We start from the raw sequence: 5,042 nt of genomic DNA, 5'->3' as shown, positions 1-5,042 counted from the left end.
CGACGAACCGCCCTGGGGCGCCTCCACGCAGGACGCCGGCTGGGCCCCGGCCGGCGAGCCGCCCGGCGGCGGCCAGGGCTATGCCGCCAAACCGTTTCGCAAAAGCAACGGCGACTGGAAAGGCAAGGGCCGCTGGAAGAAGGAGGACGAGCGACCCATCCAGCCGCGCCTGCCCCGCACCCCGGCGGCGAGCCGCACGGACCACGCGGTGCGGCTTCTGCTGTCGCACATGGAGTTCCTGGAAGAACTGGCCCATGAGGACCACGCGGTGCTGTGCGCCCAGGCGGCACCGCACGGGCCCCTGTTCACCTGGCTGGAAGGCCAGTTGCACGAACATGGCCCGCTGGCCTGGGCCGTGCTGCGCGAGAGCCTGCGCGGGCATGAGTGCGAAGGGCTGGCCGAACGCGTGATGACCGGCTCGCACGCCCAGACCGAGGGCGACGTGCAGGAGCTGCGGGCCGAGCTGCGCGACCTGCTCGACCGCATGCTCATCGAGGAGCTCAAGCGCCAGCAAAACGAGCTCATCCTGCTGGCAGCGCGCGACCCGGCAGCTCTGGCGCAATACCAGGCGCTGGAGCAGCGGCTCAAGGCATTGCGCGGAATTTCGCTCAAGCCGGCTTGAAATTCCCCTGGGCCGCTATAATGTAGGGTTCATCGGCAAGAGCGACAGCAGCACCTCCGGGCCGGGCAACCGTGACACACACGCACGACCGCCCTTCACACCGCAAGGACTGCACACCAAATGTTCGCCCACACATCTTGCCCCTGAGGGTCGCTCCCTCGAACCGCGAAGGCTCCGGCCTTTGCCGTGCCACCCGCGCCGGGATCCATGGCGCTTGCGTTTTCTTTGTGTCCGTTTTTGATCCTGAGGTGTCCATGCCTGCTCAAAAGTCCGCGAAGTCGCCCAAGTCCGCCCCAGACACCGCCGCGAAGGCCGCTTCCAAACCTGCTGCCAAAGCCGCAACGACCGAGCCCAAGAAGGCCCTGGCCGCCGCTGCTCCAGCCGCCAAGAAAGTCCATACCGTGCCCGTGAACAAGTCCTCTGACAAGGCCGAAGCCTCCGAAGAAACCAAGAAGCCCGCCCGCGCCAAGGCCGCCGCGGCCTCCGCCGACGACGAAACGCCCAAGAAGCGCCCCGGCCGCCCGGCCAAGGCCGCCGGTGCCGCCGCAGCCGACAAGACCCCTGCCAAGCGGGGCCGCAAGCCCAAGGCCGGAGCGGACGACGATGCGGTGGGCGACGATGCCGACCTGTCCGACATCGAGGCCGACCTCGAAGGCGAACCCGAAGCCGAAGCCACCCCCACGGCCACGGTCGAGAAGGTCAAGCCCCTTCGCATGAAGATCAGCAAGGCCAAGGAACGCGCCTTGATGAAGGAATTCGGCCTCGACGAGACCGTCCTGTCCGAGGAAGACCTGGCCAAGCGCCGCTCGCGCCTGAAGACCCTGATCACGCTGGGCAAGACGCGCGGCTACCTGACGCAGGTCGAAATCTCCGACCACTTGCCCGACAAGCTGGTCGATGCCGAGACGATGGAAGTCGTGGTCACGATGCTCAACGACATGGGTGTGGCCGTGTACGAGCAGACGCCCGATGCCGAGACCCTGTTCCAGAACAACGTGACGCCCACCGCGGCGACCGTCGAGGAAGCGGAAGAAGAAGCCGAAGCCGCCCTGTCCACCGTGGACAGCGAATTCGGCCGCACCACCGACCCCGTGCGCATGTACATGCGCGAAATGGGCACGGTGGAGCTGCTGACGCGCGAAGGCGAAATCGAAATCGCCAAGCGCATCGAAGGCGGCCTGCAGGCCATGATGGAGGCGATCAGCGCATCGCCCGCCACCATCGCCGAGATCCTGAACATGGGCGAAGAGATCCGCGAGGGCAAGGTCGTCATCTCCACCATCGTGGACGGCTTCTCCAACCCCAATGAAGCCGACGACTACGTGGCCGAAGAAGACTTCGACGAATTCGACGAAGAGGACGACGACGACGGCAAGGGCGGCTCCAAGGCGCTGACCAAGAAGCTGGAAGAACTCAAGCGCGAGGCCCTGTCCCGCTTCGACACCATGCGCGACCTGTTCGAGAAGGTCCACAAGATCTACGACAAGGAAGGCTACGGCACGCCCGCGTACATGAAGGCCCAGCAGGCCCTGTCGGCCGAGCTGATGACCATCCGCTTCACCGCCAAGACCATCGAGAAGCTGTGCGACATGGTGCGCGGCCAGGTGGACGACGTGCGCAAGAAGGAGCGCGAGCTGCGCCGCATCATCGTGGACAAGTGCGGCATGCCGCAGGAAACCTTCATCAAGGAATTCCCGCCCAACCTGCTGAACCTGAAGTGGGTGGAAAAGCAGGCGGCGTCCGGCAAGCCCTGGAGCACCGTGCTGCAGCGCAACATTCCGCCGGTGCAGGAACTGCAGCAGCGCCTGATGGACCTGCAGGCGCGCGTGGTGGTGCCGCTGCCCGAGCTCAAGGACATCAACAAGCGCATGAACGAAGGCGAATCGTCCTCCCGCGATGCCAAGAAGGAAATGATCGAGGCCAACCTGCGCCTTGTGATCTCCATCGCCAAGAAGTACACGAACCGCGGCCTGCAGTTCCTGGATCTGATCCAGGAAGGCAACATCGGCCTGATGAAGGCCGTGGACAAGTTCGAATACCGCCGCGGCTACAAATTCTCGACCTACGCCACGTGGTGGATCCGCCAGGCCATCACGCGCTCGATCGCCGACCAGGCGCGCACCATCCGCATCCCGGTGCACATGATCGAGACGATCAACAAGATGAACCGCATCTCGCGCCAGCATCTGCAGGAGTTCGGCTTCGAACCGGATGCGTCCATCCTGGCGGCCAAGATGGAGATTCCGGAAGACAAGATCCGCAAGATCATGAAGATCGCCAAGGAACCGATCTCCATGGAAACGCCCATCGGCGACGACGACGACAGCCACCTGGGCGACTTCATCGAGGACGGTGCCAACACCGCCCCAATCGACGCCGCCATGCAGGCCGGCCTGCGCGATGTGGTCAAGGACATCCTGGACGGCCTCACGCCGCGCGAAGCCAAGGTGTTGCGCATGCGCTTCGGCATCGAGATGTCCACCGACCACACGCTGGAAGAAGTCGGCAAGCAGTTCGACGTGACGCGCGAGCGCATTCGCCAGATAGAAGCCAAGGCGCTGCGCAAGCTCAAGCACCCCAGCCGCAGCGACAAGCTGCGCAGCTTCATCGACTCGCTGTAGTCAGCCCGCGGCCGCCCTCCGGGCAGCGTCCATCGAAAAGCCTGCCCCCCGCCTTGCGGGAGCAGGCTTTTTTCATGGCTGGACGTTTTCGCGGAAGCACCCCTTGGCCCGCACGGGAAAGAGCCCCACCACCCTTCGGAAGATGGCCGGACGCCACATGCGGCGCTTGGCGAGACATGCGAAATTGGCACGTGTTGCTTTCCAAAATTTCGCTTTGGATTTGAAAATCTGAAACATAAACTTACGAACGACATTGCACTACCAGCAAGTTTCCACGCAGATGGACAGGGAGGGAGGGTAGAAGCCGAAGCGGCTGACCCATGGGGCGAACCGCACGCCGCAAGAGGAAAGCATTGAAGTGCGCGCCACCTGCAACTCCGCCCCGGCACTTGCGGGTGGCGCATTTTTTTCTGCCCACCAAGAAAGAAAGAGCCACTTCCATGAACCACCGATTCTTCGGAAACCTGCGCATCGGCCCCCGCATCACGCTCGCATTTCTTTCCACGATCGTGTTGCTGCTCCTCGTGGCCGGCATCTCCATGTCGGCCCTGGGCAACGTCAATCAGGCTCTGACGCTGGTGACCAAGGACTATTACGTCAAGGTCCGGTTGCTGAACGAGATTTCCGACGAGGTCGATCAGCAGGCCCGCTACGTGCGCAACCTGGTGATCTTCGATGACGCGGCCCAGCGAGAGCAGGAGATCAAGGGCATCGAAGGCAGCCGCGCGCTCATCACCGGCATGTACGCCAAGCTCACGCCCACTGTGCAGAGCGACACGGGCAAGCGGCTGCTCGCAGACACGCAGGAGCAGCGGGCCGCCTACGTGAAGGACGTGGACGCGTTCCTCTCGCTGATCCGCGCAGGCCAGCCCGAGGAAGCCAAGGGCCTGCTGGCCAACACGCTGCGGCGCAACCAGCTGGCCTACATGGCAGCCCTCGACAAGATGTCCGATCACCAGCAGCTGCAGATGGACAAGGCCAGCGACGGCGCGGACCGCGAGGTGAAGACGGGCTTTCAGCTCATCATCGCCATCGCGTGCGCGGCGGTGGCCGTGTCGTTCGTGCTGGGCTGGCTCATCACGCGATCCATCACCCGGCCCATCGGGCGCGCGGTGCAGATCGCCGAAACCGTGGCGGCGGGCGACCTGACGTCGCACATCGAGGCGAACAGCAAGGACGAGGTGGGCCAGTTGCTCAACGCGCTGCAACGCATGAACGCCAGCCTGGTGCAGATCGTGGGCAACGTGCGCACGAGCGCCGACTCCATCGCCACCGGGTCGGTGCAGATCGCCAATGGCAACGCCGACCTGAGCCAGCGCACCGAGGAGCAGGCCAGCAACCTGGAGGAGACCGCGGCGTCGATGGAAGAGCTGACCTCCACCGTGCAGCAGAACGCCGACTCGGCCCGCCGCGCGCACCAGCTGGCCTCCGGCGCCTCGGCCGTGGCCACGCAGGGTGGCTCGGTGGTGGGCAACGTCGTGTCCACCATGCAGGACATCCAGCAGAGTTCCGGCCGCATGGCAGAGATCATCGGGGTGATCGACGGCATCGCCTTCCAGACCAACATCCTGGCGCCGAACGCGGCCGTGGAAAGCCGCCCGCGCGGGCGAGCAGGGCCGGGGCTTCGCGGTGGTGGCCGGCGAGGTGCGCAGCCTGGCCCAGCGCTCGGCCGAAGCGGCCAAGGAAATCAAGGCGCTGATCAGCTCCAGCGTGACCGCGGTGGACGGCGGCGTGCGCCATGTCGAGGACGCCGGCGCGGCCATGAAGGAAATCGTGGACAGCGTGCAGCGCGTGTCCGA

Annotated in this window: 2 protein-coding genes and 2 pseudogenes; all 4 read left to right on the top strand. The window is 65.0% G+C overall.

Going from position 1 to position 5,042, the window contains the following annotated elements; translation table 11 throughout:
* Positions 1-622: pseudogene (locus AC27KI_RS18350) on the top strand (DNA primase); the annotation flags it as partial.
* A 254-nt stretch (positions 623-876) separates the two neighbouring features.
* Positions 877-3,243 (top strand): RNA polymerase sigma factor RpoD, encoded by a 2,367-nt coding sequence (gene rpoD, locus AC27KI_RS18345; RefSeq protein ID WP_284430195.1) that lies wholly within the window; start codon positions 877-879, stop codon positions 3,241-3,243.
* 320 nt (positions 3,244-3,563) lie between these two features.
* Positions 3,564-4,805 (top strand): annotated as a pseudogene (locus tag AC27KI_RS18340) (methyl-accepting chemotaxis protein); the annotation flags it as partial.
* 67 nt (positions 4,806-4,872) lie between these two features.
* Positions 4,873-5,042, top strand: a 170-nt coding sequence (locus tag AC27KI_RS18335; protein ID WP_487115135.1) for a methyl-accepting chemotaxis protein, incomplete at its 3' end; no start/stop codon positions are given.

The organism is Acidovorax sp. KPB24-03 (assembly GCF_057546605.1).
Note: the sequence above shows the minus strand (reverse complement) of the source record. Positions and strands in the feature narration are given on the sequence as shown.

Excerpts from the sequence above, each read along its gene's own strand:
- rpoD (WP_284430195.1), top strand. The coding sequence starts at position 877 with ATGCCTGCTCAAAAGTCCGCGAAGTCGCCCAAGTCCGCCCCAGACACC.